We start from the raw sequence: 18354 nt of genomic DNA, 5'->3' as shown, positions 1-18354 counted from the left end.
ACTGTGTATCTACAGTTATTTACTAATCAACTGTAGTTAGAGGAAAATTACGCATATATTTATTTACTTCCTGCTTTACTTTCTTAATTTGAAAGTCATCTGCAATATTTTTAAGAACACGATCTATCCATTCTACTACTAACAAAATATCTCCTTCTACTAAACCCCTGGTAGTTATGGCAGCTGTTCCCAAGCGGATACCTGAGGTAACTTGTGGAGAAGTAGTATCAAAAGGAATGAGATTTTTATTAGTAGTGATATCGGCTGCTTGTAAAGCTGTTTCAGCTTGTTTGCCAGAGAGATTTTTCTGAGTGAGATCTAGTAATAATAGGTGATTATCTGTTCCATCAGATACAATTTTATATCCTTTATCCATAAAGGCTTGTGCCATAATTTTTGCATTTTTTTGTACTTGTATCACATACGTTTTATAATCTTTGGTCATGGCCTCATAGCATGCTATTGCCTTAGCTGCAATAATATGTTCCAATGGACCACCTTGTGTACCAGGAAAAACAGCAGAATCAAGTAAAGCAGACATATGGTGTAGTGCTCCTTTCTTATTGGTTTTTCCAAATGGATTTTCAAAATCTTTTGCCATTAAGATCATACCACCACGAGGGCCCCGTAATGTTTTATGGGTAGTACTGGTTACAAAATGACAATAGGGAAAAGGATTATTGAGTAACCCTTGGCTAATAAGCCCTGCAGGATGTGCAATATCTGCCCATAAAAATGCGCCTACCTCATCTGCAATAGCGCGTAGTTGCGGATAGTCCCAATCACGACTATAAGCAGAAGCACCACAAATAATCATAGCTGGTTTTGTTTCCCTTGCTTTTTGGGCAACTTCTTGCCATTCAATGTATCCCGTTTCTCGGTTTACACCATAAAAAAAAGATTGGTATAATTTACCAGAAAAATTTATAGGAGATCCATGCGTTAAATGACCACCATGCGCTAGATTAAATCCTAGTATTTTATCTCCTAAATTCAAAACCGCCATCATCAGTGCTGCATTAGCTTGGGAACCGGAATGGGGTTGAACGTTAACCCACTCAACATTAAATAATGTCTTGGCCCGTTCAATAGCGAGGGATTCTATTTCGTCTACAACATGGCAACCACTATAATAACGTTTGCCTGGCAATCCTTCTGCATATTTGTTCGTAAGAACGCTGCCTGCTGCGGCAGCTATTTGAGCAGAAACAAAATTTTCAGAAGCGATTAATTCTAGTCCCTCTGTTTGACGTTTTTTTTCCTTTTCTATTAATAAAGGAATGATGGTATCTTGTTTTATCATCATAATGTAATGTTACCCATCTAACCAGCTATAGGTCTCTTTTGAAACTAAAAAATAATATCCATAATGGTGCATGGAATCGGTCTATTTGTATGATATACATTTTTTTACTAAAGCTTTGGTTTCAAAAGAGATCTATAGTATATACGCTTTATACTTAAAAATTTACTTTTAAGTCTTTGGAAAGAGAAATATATTAAAACATATACGAATATTTTATTTTTACCTTAAAAATGCATCTTTTTCTGCACCTTTTAGGTAAGATGTGTCACATTTTCTATTTAAAAAAATCTTGATAGCTATTTTTAATACTTGCTGATTCGTAAATTTTTTTGTAGAATACAAATAAAGCACAAGCCTTAAAAGTATTGTAATTTACTAGGTTCAATAGGAGAATTTTTTGATCTATAATTGTTATTTACAGCCATATATGTTAACCAGGCAGCTCCGAAAGAAATGTTTATGTTTTTTACATTATTTTTTATTTTCTTTTGTAGTTGTAATCTGTTTATGTTGTACACTTTGTTGTAAGTGTGGGGTGCGATATGATTTAATGCCTAAACGTGATGCAATTGTTAGCCAATTACCTGAAGAGAGCAAGGAAGCACGTCGGGAGCTAAGACAAATGTTAGATAAGAACGGGCAAGAAAAATTAGACAAAAGAACTCTTAAAATTAGGCAAATAGATGAACTAATTGCATTTATAGATGCTAGCCTTCACAATCAGAAAACGTATAGAACGCTACTGAAATTACTGCCAGCATGTGAGCGTATTGAATTGGAAAAAAAGTTTGAATCAGCTGTTGATTTAGAAGAGGAAAAGGCCATTCTCACCCAAAACTTATGTGGCCTAACTGTGTTTATGGATTCTGATATGAAAACTCAGCAAAACTATATGGATTTGTTGGACATCTTGCCAGAAGACGAATCAATTGCTTTGAAAAACGCCGTTGTCAATGCTAAGACTCCAGATGAGGTAGACCAATTGATCGCATCGAAACTTCCACAGGAGCTTATAAATCTAGATACGTGTACAAGGGAAAAATTAGCAAAATGTCCAAACAGTGTACGGAAAGAGATTTTGAAAAATGCCATGGAAAAAGAGGGACGGCCTATTAATGCTCCTATTGCTCCTGAATCGAATGAGCTGGATGAATCAGGAAAGGCAACCGTTGCGCCTCACCAGAAGAAGCCAGTCATATCGGATAAAACGAAAATGGCGTTATCAATGGATGAAGCATCCAGGAAGCCAATTATAAAAAGTAAGGCAACTATATCTTCTTCTGAAGTTAATTTAAATGAGCTTATTGAACAAAAGATCCAGGAGCAAGTAAACCATCCAGATGATTCACTACAAGATGAATGGGGGCCGAAGCTACCATTAAAAGGCAATACAAGAAAGCACTTTTTAAATCTTATAGAAGATTTTGCTGAATCAGATCGAAAAGATTTAAAAAAGCTTTTTGATCAAACAGATCCTGAAAGTATTAAAAGATTCTTATCAGTCTATGATACGGGATATAGCGTGGATGAGTTTAAGCAACTGTTGGATACACTGATTTGTCTCTATAGAGATGTACCACATCTTACTATTAAGATGTGTAATGATGGTAATACATTAACTACTGGGGATGAGCTTGCAATATGGCGTAGGACAAATGGAAATCAAAGGGAATTATTAACAAGACTACGTGATCTTTTATCGGATCTGTCTAATTAATTGAGCAAATTTTTTAATACGTTCTATTTCTATTTTTAAATTATATTGGACATAGAATCGTATCTGTTTACCAGCGTTTGATTTTTTTGGCTACTTGTATGGACCATTGGGTCCCTCTTCTACTTCATAAGTTATTTCAAAGGGGGCACACCTTTCATTATACGCTTCTACTAATTTTGTTAATTGAGCATTAACGTTTTGTTTTGTGCTTTGGCAAGCAGCCACTATAGCTATAACGCAAAACATACCTATCCTTCCATTTATATTAGAAGTTATTTTTATTTTCATATGGATTTCAATTTAATTATTGTACATTATTATTTATTGGTTACCTGTTGGTTTTAATATACCTTCTCTCTTTTTTTTTATCAAAAAAACAACTAAAGTTTACTATAAAAATAGGTGTTTAGTCCCAGATTGTGGTGAAGTATATTATAATTGTGTATTTTACTAAACCAAACTACCACAATCTGGGACTAAACAACCATGAAACATCCAAAAAAGTGATGGATCAAAAATGCAAATTATCATGTAAAGCATGCTCATAGGTTATCCACTTGATATGCCACTGCTACCTCCTTACCACAAAAAGCAAAGGCTAATTTGGTAATTTTTTTTACATGGAGATGACGTTTTATTTTGCTAGCATACTGTCTATCCTGAATTTGTGCCAACCCAGCTTGAGCCATCTTATCCAGATTTATGGGATCTTTGGCTATTTTATACTCTATAATCAATGCATTGCTTTGTTTACCTATTTGTGGTATTAAAAGCATATCTGCTCTACCACTGCCCGTTTCTATTTCACTTTCTATGGTATATTCAGAAGCCAGCATATGCAACATGCCCAACATAAAACCACTGTAAAACAGCTCTGCTTTGGCACTCCCTGTTTGATAAAAACTGGTAGCAGTTTGCAGTAAGGTTTGTAATTTTTCTTTAAAAGCTTCTATATGACCTGCTGGTAGCAAATGGACAAAAGCATAATAGCTGGAACGGTCCATATGTAACTGATTGGTAACCCATTGCAACATTCTTGCCTTATAGATGTAGGCTATTTCCTTATTGGGGATGCTTAATTGGTAAATATGCTCCTCTACTTGGTAGGGCATGGGATTTAAATAACCACTAAATAACAGTAAACTTAATAAACCAATTGGCTTATCTATATCTGGAAAACTAATTTGCTTAGTAATGGGAGAGGTAATAGCTTTACCCATAACCAACGCTTGCAAATCTTCCTGCATTTCATCTGCTAGCCACGCTTTATCTATTAAACCCGTACCGCCACTGTCTAACCAATAATAGTCTAATGTACCTTGACTGGCTAGGCATTGCATAATCGACCAGGGATTGTAAATAATTTCCCCTCCAAAGGAGTAGCCATTGTACCAATCTTGAATGGTAGCTGGGGCTGTTTCTGTAGCTACTTGCGTCAACAGCGTGTCTACTTCTGCTTGCGTAAAACCATAAAATGAGGCATAGCGTTTATCTAGTAAGGTATATTCCCGTATATTATTTAAATCTGAAAAGAGATTGGCTTTAGCAATACGTAATATGCCGGTAATCAGACCTTTTTCTAAGTAGGGATTGCTTTTTAAAGCGCTGCCCAGTATACCTCGGAATAGCTCCAAGACTGAGTCAAAGACATCGCTTTGATGGCCAAACTTGATATAGGCATGGTTAATAGGGGTATCGTATTCATCAATGAGCATGTAGACCTTTTGGTTAAAATGCTTGTAGAGTAGCTCACTTAAAAAACGCAACCCCTGTTTCAAATACGGCTTAGTTGCTTCCTCATTTAGATAAATTTGAAACCCTTTCTTGTCATGCAGATTAATGGAAGTACTGTGTAATAAATAATCATGTTGGTTATACGTATTTTTAAGCGCAATTCCTATACCTGTTTCAATTTCTTGATCATTGCTACCTTTAACATCTTTAAGGTTTAATACCATCACTGGGAATTGACCTTGTCGTTTGATGGCATAGCTATTATCAGCAATTTTTAAAGGATGAAGTATAGTGGTTTCATCAAAGCCTACATTTACCTCTCCTCCTATAAAAAGTAAATGGTTAAGCTTTGCTGTTTTAGGTAGTGGGTCCCCTTGCTTATTCACCTCAAGTTCAAAGAACTTGCGAATCATATCCATATTTAGGCTTTTTCCCCAACGTCTGGGCCGGGTAATCAATATTACTTCACTGCTTTCTGTCAATAATTCCTGGATTAAAAGGCTTTTGTCCACAAATACATCACTGTGTAACAGCAGATTTTTAAAATCATCTGTCCCCGTTCTAATACGGGGGGAAAGGGTGGTTGCCATCATAGAAAAAGTTTAAAATAGCATCTATTGCATGGCCTTTGAAAAAGGGATAAACGTTTGCATGGCTATGCATGTAAGAATTTTATAGGCAATTTTGGGCTAAAATGCTACATAACGGATACTTAATTTTAGCATATTCACACTTCCTATCTATATTAACCACGGTAGGATGGGAGGATGTGGGCGCGGCAACATCAGTAGATACAATCAGGTAGCAAAGCGCCTGCGCCTGCTATCCCTATAGAATAAGCGTTCCCTGGCAGCCCACCGGATATTATCAAAGGAAATTTTATTGAAACAATTTTATAATATTATCTTGTAAATCTCGATAATTTTTTATAGGATCACAGAAATTATTCATAGTGATCACAAAACTATAAGGTGTTTCGTACTGTTTAGGGTAGACATATCCACATAAGTTGGATACACCAGATAGTGTTCCTGTTTTGGCATATACCCGCATATTCTTGGGAAAACGTCCTGCAATAGTGGTCCCTTCATCCTGCTGAGAATACGCCATTAAAGACTGCATTTCATTAAAGTTTGGTTTTTGGTATGTGGTTCCTAAAAAATCACTTATTTGCTCTACAGTAAACAAATTACGTCTTGATAATCCAGAGCCGTCATCCATTTTAGATTTTGTTAAATCAACTTGAAATACCTCGTTTATCTTTTCTCTAAGCCGATGCGTAGCATCATCCCATGTTGGTTGATTTTCTTGTGTAGCATAACTAGCAAGCACATAATCAGCAATAAAATTATCAGATGTTTTAAGTGCTATACCAGCTATATCTGCGTAACTTTTTTTTCGTGATACAATAGCATCGGACGGTACGGTACTATTTTTAACCTTTTCCTCTTCATCTTCTTTTTGTTTTGAATCTTGAAAAGCTACTGATGCGTTAGGCAAAAAATGTTTAATCATGGCTACTACGTAATGGTAATGATCATCTTCATGAATGGCTAATTTCAGTGACTCCTCTTTACCTACCTTTAATGCACCGTTAATGGTACATTGTTTACCATCCCAAACTATACTTAAAGGGATAGCTTCTTGGTCATTTTGAACAGTAATTGCCTTAATATTAAGATCATAAGGGAAAAATATATCTTTATCTATGGTAACTTTTTCCCCTATCTTGCTTGACTTGGCAATAAGGGAACAAATATTCTTGTTAACATGTACCCTAGTAATAGGGGCGCCATAGGCGCAATGCATATCATCTACACTTCTCTGTACCATTGTTGGAGGAATAGAGAACGCTTGTCGCATAACATCAAGGTGATCTAAAACAATCCCTTGCTTAGCAAGCATGTCCAATAAAACTTTTAAATCTGCTTGTAAGAAATTGGGGTCATCTATCGTAAGATAGTATCGATCCTTATCCTGATTTAAGTAAATGGCACTGCTAAAAGGATAGGGACATTGAAAATATTCGTTCAATGCCAATAAGGTAAATACCTTGGTAAGGCTGGCAGGCGTATAATAGCGATTGGAATTTTTTGTGTAAATAATTTGACCACTTTTTAAGTCAATAATTTTAATGCCTACGTTAAGACTTGGATCTACATTCTGTATTTTATCGTTTATAAGCTTACCGATTTCTTCGTGGGAAGTAACCAAAGGAAGAGCAGTTTGCATGCGGGATATCCCCTTATTACATCCTAGTAATACAATAAGGCTATACAGCCACCATACATAATGGTATCTATATTTTTTAATGTTTTGCATAAGATTTATACTTTTTAATATTAACAAGCGCTAAAAATGCCTTCTAATGTGTTTTTTACAAAAAATATTTTTACTGCTTTTTTTGATCAAACAAAAAAAGTAGCTTTAAAAGAAGTAGTTTTATTAGCCATTTGCTATAATCTATAAAATATGGCTATCACGCAAGTGAACGGACAATGGCGTCAACTTAAGGTTTAGCTGTTATTGATAACCAAGTAGAATAGGAGGGTAGGCTAATCATGAATTGCCTTAAGTTGACGCCATTGAGTGAACGGATACTAGATAAAAGCCCTAGATTAGGTCTAACCAATAGACTAGACCTAGTTATACACGTTATTTCTTTTTAAAGAGATCTACATTTTCTACTTCGATAGTAAACAAACCTTCTTGTTCATCTTCTAAGCGCAAGGTCGTATGCGTATTAAGCGGTAAAGGATTATTTATAGGACTGTGGCCTATACCTGTAACACTAAATACTGGACAGGGAGCATGATGGGCAAATCGTTCCTTAACACATTCTATCGCTAGTGGATCGCTTGATTCATAGAAATCACCACAAATTACTGCATCTGCTTCCCCTAAGACGTTGGTTTGGATTAAATGTGTGAATGCACGTTCCAGTCGCTCTGGGCTTTCGTGTACATCTTCTAAAAATAGAATGCGATCTTTTATATTTACCTGCCAAGGAGTAGCCATGGTATCTCTAATAAGCGTCATGTTACCACCTATGATTTTAGATTGTATTCCCTCATCTTTAACTTTAACGCCATTATTGATTTGTGCTAAACTATAGGTAACGCTATTTTGATCCCCCCGTATTAATGCTTCTAGTTTTTTAACAGAATCACTAGAAACAACAGTAGGACCTTCTACTATTAAATCCGGCATAGTAGCGTGTAGGGTCTGATAATTATATTTGTTTTGCAGATAAGTGTGGCCAACCGTAATATCACTATACCCTATTAGCACTTTCTTATTTCTATTTTGCTCTATTTTTCTTTTTTCTTCATCGGATAATTTTTCCAAGTAAGGAATAAGCGCTGCAAACCCTTGACCTCCTCGAAGTGGCCAAATAATTTCATGATCACTTGTTAAGGCGCGAATTAAATCGGTTGCTCTATATTTATCAGGTGCCGGATACATGGGATCACTTCCTTTATATATAGTGTCCGATATATGGGGCTTAAGTTCTAAATCGGTTATGTACTTTTGGATGCTACTTAAATCTGATTTTGCTTTATAAGCAGGTGCAATGAGATCGACATGGTAGCTATTCACTGGATTTTTTGGTTTCATGTTAGACGATAAGCTACTACACCGGCACATAAAAAGCATTCCAAAACTTATACCGGTTATTTTTTTGATTGTATTTAATATACTGTTTTTCATAATAATATATTGTTATTTATAATAAATAGTATTAATGACATGGCCCTAATTACATTTTACCCTAATTAGTGCTTTTTTTCCCTTTTAGTGCTTTTTGCCCCTTAAGAAGTAGTTTTAAAAAAAATGGATAAAACCATCAGTAATCTATATAAAATATGGCTACCATGCAAGTGAACAAATACGCTTGTGCTTTTATAAATCCTTTCTGTACTATTTGCTATATGCGTTTTACCAGAAGCAGAGAAATAAAAAATATTAAATTCGAAATTCGAACTGAAAATAATTTCTAAGAGGAGGGATTTCCATCCAAGTCTTCTTTACAAACTGTGCTAGGGAACGGATGTGCGCCCTGCTAAAATCAAAACGAACGCCTGCTGTTTGGTATATGGTGCGCATGGATGCCGTGTTGCCTAATTTTAATGCACTGAAATAATTATGCAATGCCTCTTTCGGCTTTTCTTGTGCATTTTTCCATACGCCAATCGCACCAAGTTGGGCAATGGCATATTCGATGTAGTAAAAAGGTACTTCAAAAAGATGTAGCTGTTTTTGCCATAAATGGCTTTTTACCTCTTCATAACCTGTCCAGTCAGTTATATTGTCTGAGAAATCATTAAAAATACGGTTCCAATTTTCAGCTCTTTCTTCTACCGTATGATAAGGATTTTCATAAACCCAATGCTGAAAAGTATCAATGGTAGCCATCCAAGGTAAACAGCTGATAACATGTATCAAATGATCCTTTTGGGCACGATAAAGATCCTCTTGGTTGGTAAATAAAACATTCCAATAGGGCATGGTAAGCAGCTCCATAGACATGGAAGCCAATTCCGCAATTTCTGCTGGGCAATGTTTAAAAGCATTTAGTGGCAACTTATGTACTAGAAACGAATGGACGGCATGGCCCCCTTCATGAAACATGGTCAGAACATCAGCCATAGTAGAAGCAGCATTCATAAAAATAAAGGGAACCCCCGTTTCGTCTAAAGGATAGTTATATCCTCCTGGTGCTTTGTCTTTGCGTGATGTTAAGTCCAAGTGGCCCATCTGGTCCATGGTACGCAAACAATCGGCTAAAAAGGGGTCTAATCGTTCAAAAACCGTAATGGTTTTAGTAATAAGCTCTCTTGCATCCGCAAAAGGCTGTAATGGTTTCCGGCTCGCTATATCCACCGCATGGTCAAAGGGTTGGAGCTGATTTACGCCAAGTTTTTGTTTGCGTTCCACTGCTAGCTCATTTAGTAGGGGAACTATTTCTTCCTTGATAGCTGCATGAAAGGTGAAACAATCTTGTGGCGTATAATCGAACCGATGCATGGCTACAAAAGCATAATCTCTAAAATTCTCGAAGCCAGCATTTAGAGCTAACTGGTGACGTTGCTGAATTAAGGTTGAATAGAGGGTATTGAGCCTATCTTTATCTTGCAATCTACGTTGTTGTATGGTATAATATACCTCCTTTCGAAATGGTCTATCGGTAGATTCTAAATGCGCCATAGCTTGTGGTAAGGTGCATTCTTTGCCGCCTACTTCTACTACCATAGCAGCTGAAATAATACCAAATTTTTGTTGATTGAGCTGAATATCTGTTTGAATAGGTATGTTTTCTTCTCTATAACAACGTAAATTATTTTCAATTTTTCTAAAAAAGATATCAAATGAAACATCCTTGCGTAAATTTTTGGTATCTTTGGCTGCTATTACTTTTTGATGCAACTGATCTGTAACAGGCGTCAAATGAGGCACTATGGCTGTAATGTAGTATGTATAACGTTCTCTTGCGGTTATATCAGTTGTATGGCATGTAGTATGAATATAACGCCATCCTGCATCCTCTTCTAATGCCCCTTCCAGCTCACTCCAGTCAACTAACAACTGTTTTAGGTCATCCAAAGAAAGTATGTTTCTAGCTAATAGATTATCATAAAAAGGCTGAATAGAAGCCCAATCCGTTATAGAAAAATCTAGCGGTAAAAAAGTACGGGTATATTTTTGCATAATTGAATTTTTATTGTATTACAGTCATTTATCAAGTTGTAGATCATCAAAAGCCAGTCCCGTCCGCTGCTGTTTTTTAGCTTTTTATCATGAAATGGCCTTCTCGTACATAACTGGCCTATCTTTTTTACGCGTAGCTATTAAAATACAAACTGTTCCATTGCCCTCCTAACGAAAATACTAGGAATTATGTCAAAAGACAAAACCGCAATGCTGGGCTGGTATCAATGCTTGGCTGGTAACATTATATATATTCCTAATTAAATTGTTCCAGGTATACAAGCGTGGTAAACGAAAATGCATCATGCTGGTATATTTTGGGTAAATTTTAATAAATTGTTTTAGTTTTAATTTAAAAAAGAACGAACGATTTTATTATATCGGTCTAATGGGGTTGGTTCCAAGTGTAGCGCTTGGTATGGCCTATAGGCCCTTCTCTTGTAAGCAGAAGAGATGTCACCATATATCATGTAGGCATGTCAAACATTATCGCTAGCCTTGACATAGGTACCAGTAAAATTTGTGTAGTTATAGGAACACAAAGCCCATACCATGACCAGAAGCTTGAGGTTTTAGGTATGGGCAAAGTCGCTGCAGATGGGATTGTACGCGGTATGATTGTCAATATAGACAAGGCTGCTGTTGCTATCAAACAAGCATTGCAAGCGGCTGAAGAAGACTCAGGTATAAATATCAATATTATAAATGTAAATATTGCGGGAAAACATGTGGTGGGTGCGTGCCATCATGGTAGCATTACTAGGGATTCTATAGAACAAGAAATTACGGTAGAGGATATCCAAAAGCTTACCCATGATATGTATCGTATTGTAACGCCGCTAGGTACAGAGATCATTCATACCATGCCGCAGGAGTATACCATAGACTATGAAATTGTAACCCAAGATCCAGTAGGTATGTCAGGGGTGAAATTGGAGGCTAATTTTCATATTATTACCGCTAAAACGCACGCTATTCAAAACATACACAAATGTATTAAAAAAGCTGGTGTGGAGGCGGAAATTGTTATGTCTTCTATTTTAGCAGCTGGTTTAGCTATACTGAGTGATGAAGAAAAAGAGGCCGGTGTTTGTTTGGTAGATTTTGGAGCCAGTATTATTAACTTAATGGTATTTTTTGATTCTATTATTCGGTATACGGCTACCATCCCCCTGGGAGGGCATAGTATTACTTCAGACATACAGCAAAATTGTATGATTATGGAGCGTCAAGCAGAATTACTAAAAGTAAAATTTGGCAGCGTGGAATCTAAGGCTTTTACTACTCAGGCGGCAGTAACCATTCCAGGATTGCGCAATCGTCCCCCTAAAGAAGTATTTACCACTAATCTGGCTAAGATTGTAAAGGCACGGGTAGAAGAAATAGTGGAATTTATTTATGAGGAAATTTTACGTTCTGGTTTCTACGAAAAATTAGTGGCAGGTATTGTAATAACAGGTGGAAGCGCTAACCTGCCAGGCATACAATCGATGCTGCAGCAAATTACTGGATTAGATACACGTTTGGGATTTCCAGATGAATATTTAGAGGAAGGCGGTAGAAAAGAACTCCGCGATCCGATCTATGCTACTGCCATTGGGTTAGCCTTGGCTGGATTTAAAACGCTAGATTATAGAGAGGCTTACTATAAAGCTACCAAATCCGTTCATTTAGATTTTTCGAAAAAAAATAGTAAAAAGGCAACCAAAAGTAGTTTTTCTTTTACACGCATGATTACAAAAACAAAAGCTTTTTTAGTAGATGACTATGATGATCGTTAGGGATGATAGTCAGGAACTAAAATGGTACCATGCATAACATAATGCTTTCATATGTTTTGTTTTCCTGTAAAGAAGCAACCTTTGTATAATTTGCAGCCCTTTGTGTAACTTTATGAAAAATATTACATATACATTCGATTTACCATCTCACCATAAGTCTATTATCAAAGTGATGGGTGTAGGTGGTGGGGGTAGTAATGCTGTGAACAATATGTATAAACGTGGCATTAAAGATGTCTCTTTTATAGTTTGTAATACAGACGTCCAAGCCTTACAGAGTAGTCCCATACAAAACAAACTCCAAATTGGAGCAGCGCTTACCAGTGGATTAGGTGCGGGAGCCAATCCAGAAGTAGGGCGTAATGCAGCATTAGAAAGCAAAGAAAGCATTCGAGAACTATTAGATGATGATACAAAAATGCTTTTTATCACCGCGGGAATGGGCGGTGGAACCGGTACAGGCGCTGCTCCTGTAATTGCCAATATCGCCCGCAAGCAGGGTATCCTTACGGTCGGTATTGTAACGCTTCCTTTTTCATTTGAAGGAAAAAAAAAGCATTTACAGGCACAAGAAGGGATTACTGAATTACGGAAAAATTGCGATACGGTGCTTATTATCCTAAATGATAAAATGCAAACAACATTAGGAGGGCTATCCATTAGCAAAGCTTTTTTAGAAGCAGACAATGTGTTAACCACTGCTGCTAAAAGTATTGCAGAAATTATTACTGTACCTGGTTATGTAAATGTGGATTTTGAAGATGTAAAGACCGTAATGAAAAATGCTGGCGCAGCTGTTATGGGTTCCGGTGAAGCAGAAGGAGAAGGGAGGGCTATGCAGGCTGCTGCTATAGCACTTGCGTCCCCTTTATTGGATTATACCGACATCCGTGGAGCAAAAAAGATACTTTTATCCATTGTTTCTGGCCAAGCAGCAGAGCTGCAAATGGATGAATTAACAATTATTACCAATTATATCCAAGAACAAACAGGGGAGGATGCTGAAATGATTTTTGGCCATGGTTCTGATCCAGAAATGGAAGAAAAGATTAAGGTTACGGTTATTGCAACTGGTTTTAATAGAGAGCCAGGTGAGGAGCATTTGGAGCATACAGATATGCTTGACTATAAAAAACAGGATGCTATTAAGGTTTATACCGAAACGTTTGATCATCAAGAGCAGGGAGAAGAAATCTTGCAAAGGTCAATGGAAAAAACAATGGTTATGGAAGATGAAACGAAAAACCGACGGCTATCTTTTATAAAAAAAAGAGGAAAAGAATGTAGTGAAACAGAAGAATGTGCCGTACAACTGCCCTTACCTTTTAGTGTGCCTCAGGAAGTAGAGCCGCAAAAAAGCTGGGGATATAGCAAGGTTATAGTTAGGAACAATAAAAGCAGTAATGCAGGACGGAGCTGGGACGATCGTTCCTTAAAAGAACAATTAGAAGTACCTGCTTATCTAAGAAAAAAGGTCCAACTTGACGTGATAACGGCAGATACAGATGACTCACAAAAATGGGTATGCTATCGGTTAGATGATGATGATAAAGTAGATGACCCTTCTTTGCAGAAGGACCCTTCATAATCATATGGGAATTGAGATGGATTGGTTCTAATGTTACATCTGTGCAAACTTTACATAAAATATAGCTTATTTTTTAATTTATTGTAAAATATCCTTATGTTATGGCTAGATTTGATATTCAGCGTTCACCAGCGCTTGATTTTTTTTGGCTACTCTTTTTGATCAAGCAAAAAAAGTAGCTTTAAAAGAAGTAGTTTTTTAAAAAAAATGGATAAAATCATCAATAATCTATAAAATACGGCTGCCATGCAAGTAACGGATACGTTTGTTCGATTTGTGTAAGCTTTATAAAATACTTAACTTGTGGCCTTGTAAGTTAAATGCTGGTGATGTAGCTCAGTCGGTAGAGCATCGGACTGAAAATCCGTGTGTCGGAGGTTCAAATCCTCCCATCACCACGTCATATCTCATGGTTCACGTAATACATAATGGTTCACTGTTATCTCGTCTACAGCTATTGTGTAGCATTATATGCTTTTAAGCTTGGTATAATAAGCTCAATGGTTTTAACATGAGCTATTTTATTTCTAGAGAACCATCAAATTCTATACTGTTTATTTTTTTAGCCTGATTCACCCCATAATAAAGATGTTAAATCGACTTTTTGCTAAAATTTTTACTTCAGCCCTCAAAAAAAACAGCCGTTTTGATAAACAAGTTTCCCAAATCAATCAGATTTACGAGATGCTACAGCCCATCTCTCACGATCAATTGCGTGAAGAAGTTGCTAACATTCGCAAGGAAATAGCGGAATATTTGCAACCTATTGCTTCCGAAATAGAATGTTTACAGCAACTTATATCAACAGATGCGCCTCTTGCTGATGCCAATCTTTTAGCTATGCATAAAAGAGCAGATCAATATAAACGACTGGAAATTTTGCAAAAGCAGCATAAGGAAGCGTTGGCTACGGTCTTAGATCAGGTATTGGTACGTGTGTTTGCCATCGTCAAAGAAACGGCCCGGCGTTTTAGGGATAATAGAAAGTTAATCGTTTCAGCAACTGCCTATGATCACGACATAGCTGCTACCAAGCCATACGTGACCATAAAGCAAGATAAGGCTATTTGGAAAAATCAATGGGAAGTAAGTGCACATATGGTTGCTTGGGAAATGGTGCACTATGATGTACAATTGATCGGAGGCATTACCTTACACCAAGGCAAAATAGCTGAAATGGCTACTGGTGAAGGTAAAACCCTTATTACTACCTTAGCCGCTTTTTTAAATGCATTGAGCGCTAAAGGCGTGCATGTGGTGACCGTAAATGACTATTTAGCTAAAAGAGATTCAGAATGGATGGCGCCTATTTTTGAATTTCATGGTTTAACCGTGTCTTGTATAGATCAATTTCCTGCCCATTCCCCCGGGCGCCAACGCGCTTACCAAGCGGATATTATATTTGGAACCAATAATGAATTTGGTTTTGATTACCTAAGGGATAATATGGCTACCGATGCCAGTGAGTTGGTACAACGCGCCCATTATTTTGCTATTGTGGATGAAGTAGACTCTGTACTTATTGATGATGCTAGGACGCCACTTATTATTTCAGGTCCTGTAGAAGAGAGTGACGAGCATATCTATAAAGAGCTGGCTCCTAAAATTGCACAACTTTATAAATTCCAAAAAAATTTAGTTATTGATTTCTTACAAGAAGCTAAGAAAAAAATTCAAGAGGGCAATATGGAAGAGGGTGGATTGGCGCTTTTTCGTGCCTATAGAGGGTTACCTAAATATAAGCCTTTGATTAAATTTCTTAGCGAAAAAGGCATGCGTCAGATGCTAGATAATGTAGAATCTTATTATATACAGGAGAATTCGAAGATGATGCCTCAAGCAGATGCCCCCCTGTTCTTTGCCATTGATGAAAGGCATAATAATGTTGAGATCACCGAAAAAGGCCTTAAATATTTAACGGAACAAGAACAAGATCCTTCTTTTTTTGTATTACCAGACGTAGCGGCCCACATTACGGCTATTGAAAATGATACTACCTTAACCCCTGAGGAAAGCCTTTCTAAACGTTCTTATTTTCAACAAACTTATAAAGTAAAAGCCCAACGTATTCATGCTTTGCATCAGCTCTTAAAAGCGTATGCTTTATTTGAAAAAGATGTAGCCTATATTGTAGCAAACCATAAAGTTAAAATTGTAGATGAACAAACGGGCAGGGTTTTAGATGGCCGTAGGTATTCAGATGGCCTTCATCAAGCTTTTGAGGCGTTAGAGGGCGTCCAAATTGAAAAACCCTCTCAAACCTATGCCTCTATTACGCTTCAGAGTTACTTCCATATGTATGATAAGTTAGCAGGTATGACGGGCACAGCAGAGACTGATGCAGAGGAGTTTTGGGATATTTATGGCTTGGCTGTAGTACCCATTCCCACCCATAAGCCTCTCTTACGAGAAGATAAAGAAGATAAAATTTATAAAACCGTACGAGAAAAATTTAATGCCCTTATCGAAGAAATCGTTGAATTATCTGGCCAAGGAAGACCTGTTTTGGTAGGTACTACTTCAGTAGAAATATCTGAATTAGTAAGTAAAATGCTGTCTTTTCGTAAAATTCCACACCAAATTTTAAATGCAAAACATCATCAAAAAGAAGCAGACATAGTGGCCCAAGCTGGTATAGCTGGAACCGTTACCATTGCTACCAATATGGCTGGTCGTGGTACGGATATTAAATTAACCCAAGCGTCAAAAGAAGCGGGTGGATTGGCCATTATTGGTACAGAACGTCATGAATCTAGACGTGTAGATAGGCAGTTGCGTGGCCGTGCTGGACGACAAGGAGATCCCGGTTCCTCTCAGTTTTTTCTTTCGCTAGAGGATAGTTTAATGCGGCTATTTGGCTCTGATAGAATTGCTTCTGTAATGGATAGAATGGGTTTGGAAGAGGGAGAAGTAATTCAACATAGTATGGTGAGTAAGTCTATCGAAAGGGCCCAAAAAAAGGTAGAACGCAATAATTTTGCTATTCGAAAACGTTTGTTAGAATATGATCGTGAAATGGGTACGCATCGAAATGCGGTTTATCAAAGGCGCAGCCATGCTTTGCTAAAAAAGGGATTTGAAGTTGATATTATGAATATGCTGTATGATACAGTGACTAGCATTATAGAGCATGAAGATAGTAAATTAGAAGTGCATTTTCTTAATCCTATTTTTGCTTCGGTATTTGGCATTTCAGATGCATTTACACAAGAATTTTTTGTAGGTAAAAATAAAAAAGAAATCATAGAAGATGTGTATGCATATCTAACAAAACTATATTATGAACGTTTTACAGCGTTGCAGACCATGCTATTTGCATATTTTAAACAACCTGCTATATCAGGGAGTAACTATACCGATATCATAGAAGTACCCTTTTTTGATGGTAAAACTTACGTTAGTGCAACCGCTTATGCTACTGACTTTATGGCTGCTAAGGGCAGAGATCTTGTAAGAGATTTAACGTGTGGGGTAGTGCTTAAAGTAATTGATCAACATTGGAAAAGTCATTTACGGGTTATGGATGATTTAAAGCAATCCGTTCAGAATGCTATTTATGAAAGACAGGATCCGATTATTACCTTTAAGTTCGAGGCCTATAACCTATTTAGAAATTTTATGACTACCGTAAGTCAAGAAATTATTTCCTTCTTATTTCATGCCCCTTTTTATGTGCAACTGCCTGATATACAAGAAAGACCAGCGCAATAAGGGGTATCCGTTCACCCAATGGCAGAAATGTTTTTAATCTATTTATTCAGATGCTTAGTAGCCATATTCTTATTTGCTAAATATGTTAAGTATTTAGTCAGTACATATTACGTTAACATTACATGCATCAACTTTAAACAGCAATTACTATGTTAGTATACAAAAATAAAAATATTTGTGGAAGGGCGCTATTATCATTTTTAACTATGTTAGGCTTAACCTTAAGTGCAGGTGGATGCCCTCCTTCTCCTAAATCCCAGTCAGAGTCTAAAACTCAGTCAGAAGAAAAAACAAAGCTCATGCAAGTATTTGAAAGAAGCCGTAAAACGATAACCATGTTACGGCAAAAAACGTTGCCTAAAATTAAGAAAAGCCTTAACACAGAAAAGGTAAAGGAGCTAGAGAAAACGATTAATGAATTTGATCAAGAGGTAGAAAAAGGTATAGCAATAACCAAAGACTTAACAGAAGCAGAAATAAAAGAAATAAAAGTAATAAAAGAAATAAAAGTAATAAAATCAGGGGCAGGGGTATACGCATACCTGAACCAAATAGAGGATATATGGCATAAAGCGTACAAAGTAGCACGAGCACTAAATATGATTCTCAATACAAAACCTTCAAAAGAAGTCAAAGATGCTGTTTTAGATGCACGTAAGGAGGGCGTTACAATAGAAAATTATAGCGGTTGTATTATACAAATTTAAAGTTTTTTATAAGTTTACAGTGCCAAAATAGTATGGTTTATGTCCTTTTTTAAGGCTTTTAACTAACACTTGAGTATAGATTTCCTTTTTTATAAAATTTT

General features: G+C 36.7%; 11 protein-coding genes and 1 tRNA gene. 6 read left to right on the top strand and 6 right to left on the bottom strand.

Annotation, left to right across the window (positions count from 1 at the left end; all coding sequences use genetic code 11):
* Positions 1–22: 22 nt before the first annotated feature.
* Positions 23–1300: a serine hydroxymethyltransferase gene (gene glyA, locus EDM02_RS04025; protein WP_317614978.1), complete on the bottom strand. Its 1278-nt coding sequence runs from the start codon at positions 1298–1300 to the stop codon at positions 23–25.
* Between the two features lie 556 nt (positions 1301–1856).
* On the opposite strand from glyA, the gene EDM02_RS04020 reads away from it, so the two are divergent.
* Positions 1857–3023 (top strand): hypothetical protein, encoded by a 1167-nt coding sequence (locus EDM02_RS04020; protein ID WP_123663286.1) that lies wholly within the window; start codon positions 1857–1859, stop codon positions 3021–3023.
* 90 nt (positions 3024–3113) lie between these two features.
* Here EDM02_RS04020 and EDM02_RS04015 read toward each other — a convergent pair whose 3' ends face one another.
* From EDM02_RS04015 to EDM02_RS03995, 5 genes are all read right to left on the bottom strand, one after another.
* Entirely contained in the window at positions 3114–3311 is a 198-nt protein-coding gene (locus EDM02_RS04015; RefSeq protein WP_123663283.1) for a hypothetical protein, read from the bottom strand.
* 254 nt (positions 3312–3565) lie between these two features.
* Complete coding sequence (locus tag EDM02_RS04010; protein ID WP_221179605.1) at positions 3566–5347, bottom strand: AAA family ATPase; 1782 nt, start codon at positions 5345–5347, stop codon at positions 3566–3568.
* 289 nt (positions 5348–5636) lie between these two features.
* On the bottom strand, positions 5637–7079 hold the full coding sequence (gene dacB / locus EDM02_RS04005) for a D-alanyl-D-alanine carboxypeptidase/D-alanyl-D-alanine endopeptidase (RefSeq protein ID WP_123663279.1): 1443 nt from the start codon (positions 7077–7079) through the stop codon (positions 5637–5639).
* A 333-nt stretch (positions 7080–7412) separates the two neighbouring features.
* On the bottom strand, positions 7413–8375 hold the full coding sequence (locus EDM02_RS04000; protein ID WP_123663277.1) for an LD-carboxypeptidase: 963 nt from the start codon (positions 8373–8375) through the stop codon (positions 7413–7415).
* Positions 8376–8723: 348 nt separating this feature from the next.
* Positions 8724–10466 (bottom strand): M3 family oligoendopeptidase, encoded by a 1743-nt coding sequence (locus EDM02_RS03995; RefSeq protein WP_123663274.1) that lies wholly within the window; start codon positions 10464–10466, stop codon positions 8724–8726.
* A gap of 476 nt (positions 10467–10942) precedes the next feature.
* Between EDM02_RS03995 and ftsA the strand changes: the two genes are divergently transcribed.
* The 5 genes from ftsA (at position 10943) to EDM02_RS05705 (ending at position 18253) form a co-directional block, all read left to right on the top strand.
* The gene (gene ftsA, locus EDM02_RS03990) at positions 10943–12247 is read left to right on the top strand and encodes a cell division protein FtsA (RefSeq protein ID WP_123663272.1); all 1305 of its coding nucleotides are present in this window, start codon (positions 10943–10945) and stop codon (positions 12245–12247) included.
* Positions 12248–12359: 112 nt separating this feature from the next.
* Positions 12360–13835 carry a cell division protein FtsZ gene (gene ftsZ, locus EDM02_RS03985; protein WP_123663271.1) on the top strand — a complete coding sequence of 492 codons (1476 nt, stop codon included), beginning with the start codon at positions 12360–12362 and terminating at the stop codon, positions 13833–13835.
* Between the two features lie 325 nt (positions 13836–14160).
* Positions 14161–14233: transfer RNA gene (locus EDM02_RS03980), tRNA-Phe, on the top strand.
* A gap of 190 nt (positions 14234–14423) precedes the next feature.
* Positions 14424–17546 (top strand): preprotein translocase subunit SecA, encoded by a 3123-nt coding sequence (gene secA, locus EDM02_RS03975; RefSeq protein ID WP_123663269.1) that lies wholly within the window; start codon positions 14424–14426, stop codon positions 17544–17546.
* A 149-nt stretch (positions 17547–17695) separates the two neighbouring features.
* Positions 17696–18253, top strand: a complete 558-nt coding sequence (locus tag EDM02_RS05705) for a hypothetical protein (protein WP_184891139.1) — start codon at positions 17696–17698, stop codon at positions 18251–18253.
* Positions 18254–18354 lie beyond the last annotated feature (101 nt).

The sequence above is a fragment of the Candidatus Cardinium hertigii genome (assembly GCF_003788695.1).
This window is presented reverse-complemented; position numbering and strand designations above follow the sequence as displayed.

Coding starts and splice junctions, on each gene's coding strand:
- EDM02_RS04020 (WP_123663286.1), top strand. CDS start 1,857: ATGCCTAAACGTGATGCAATTGTTAGCCAATTACCTGAAGAGAGCAAG.
- EDM02_RS04015 (WP_123663283.1), bottom strand. CDS start 3,311: ATGAAAATAAAAATAACTTCTAATATAAATGGAAGGATAGGTATGTTT.
- EDM02_RS04010 (WP_221179605.1), bottom strand. CDS start 5,347: ATGGCAACCACCCTTTCCCCCCGTATTAGAACGGGGACAGATGATTTT.
- dacB (WP_123663279.1), bottom strand. CDS start 7,079: ATGCAAAACATTAAAAAATATAGATACCATTATGTATGGTGGCTGTAT.
- EDM02_RS04000 (WP_123663277.1), bottom strand. CDS start 8,375: ATGAAACCAAAAAATCCAGTGAATAGCTACCATGTCGATCTCATTGCA.
- EDM02_RS03995 (WP_123663274.1), bottom strand. CDS start 10,466: ATGCAAAAATATACCCGTACTTTTTTACCGCTAGATTTTTCTATAACG.
- ftsA (WP_123663272.1), top strand. CDS start 10,943: ATGTCAAACATTATCGCTAGCCTTGACATAGGTACCAGTAAAATTTGT.
- ftsZ (WP_123663271.1), top strand. CDS start 12,360: ATGAAAAATATTACATATACATTCGATTTACCATCTCACCATAAGTCT.
- secA (WP_123663269.1), top strand. CDS start 14,424: ATGTTAAATCGACTTTTTGCTAAAATTTTTACTTCAGCCCTCAAAAAA.
- EDM02_RS05705 (WP_184891139.1), top strand. CDS start 17,696: ATGTTAGTATACAAAAATAAAAATATTTGTGGAAGGGCGCTATTATCA.